Source organism: Kitasatospora sp. NPDC007106, from assembly GCF_040634455.1.
Lineage (GTDB): Bacteria > Actinomycetota > Actinomycetes > Streptomycetales > Streptomycetaceae > Kitasatospora > Kitasatospora arboriphila.
The window spans coordinates 1-1,181 of record NZ_JBEYFP010001356.1; the positions used below are offsets into that span (position 1 = coordinate 1).

Genomic DNA, 1,181 nt, shown 5'->3' on the forward strand with positions numbered 1-1,181 from the left:
TTCCCCCCCCCCCCGCTCTCCCTCTTGCCGGGGGGGGGGGCCGGCCCGCCCCCCGCCCGTGTCACGTCCGTGCGTCCGTAGGGACTGGCTCAGGGGCGGGCGTGGCGGACGTCGATGTTGCCCCAGCGGGTCCGGGCCCGGACCTCGACGGTGTCCTCGGCCTCCTCCGGCGGCGTCGCGTCGGAGAGCGAGTTGCGGACCTGCCCGCGCTCGGAGCTGACGTCCAGCCAGGCGGCGGTGCCCTTGCGGATGCCGACCTCGATGGCGCCGTAGGCCGTCTCCAACTGGACGGCGCCGCTCGCGACCTCGGCGACCCGCAGGGTGCCGTGGGCGGTGGTGGCGGTGACCGGGCCCTCGGCCCGCGCGATGTCGATGTCGCCGTTGGCGCCGCTCACCCGCAGCTCGCCGAAGGCGGTGCCGACGGTCGTGCTGCCGTGCGAGTTCTTCAGCACGGCCGGTCCCTCGACCGTCCCGACGCGCACGCTGCCGGAGCTGGTGGTGATCTCGGCCGCGCCCTCGACCCGGTCGACGGTGATCGAGCCGTGCGAGGCGGTCAGCCTGAGCGGTCCGGTGGTGTCCAGGCGGACGTCACCGGCGGAGGTCTTGACGCGGACCTCGCCGAGCCGGCCCTCGCCGAGCACCTGGGTCCAGGAGCCGGTCACGTCGACGTGCGAGCCGGCGGGCAGTTCGACCGTCACGTCGACGGCGCCGGTGGGCCCGATCAGTGCGCGCTGCTTCGTCCTGACGGTCAGGACGCCGCCGGCGAAGGTCACCTCGGCCTGCTCGGCGGCCCGCACGTCCCGGTCCTTCTTGGGGTCGAGGGGCAGCACCTCGACGACCGTCTCGGGGCGGTCGCCCGCGGTCAGTCGAACGGAGCCGGCGGCCACGTGGGCGTGGGCGGAAATCGGTTCGGGAGTGTCGTACGAAGGCATGGCTGTCCCGTCCTCCTGGCTCGTCAGGACGTCCCCGCTGGTGGGACGCGGTCTGGGTGAAGTGGTGCGGGTGGGGTGCTGCGGGTGGGGTGCTGCGGGGCGGGGGTGGGGTGGGGTGGGGTGCGGTCAGCGCACCCAGCCCGTGAAGCTCTGCCCGATGCTGCGGGTCCTCTCCGCCGTGCGCGGCGGCGTGCCGCCGTCGAGCGCGGCCGAGACGGCCCGGACGAGCCAGGCGTTGACCGACAGGCC

At 75.1% G+C, this 1,181-nt stretch carries 1 protein-coding gene; it reads right to left on the minus strand.

The annotated features are described in order from the left end of the window. Positions 1–89 precede the first annotated feature (89 nt). The gene (locus tag ABZ641_RS38450; RefSeq protein WP_359989315.1) at positions 90–932 is read right to left on the minus strand and encodes a DUF4097 family beta strand repeat-containing protein; all 843 of its coding nucleotides are present in this window, start codon (positions 930–932) and stop codon (positions 90–92) included. Positions 933–1,181: the final 249 nt, after the last annotated feature.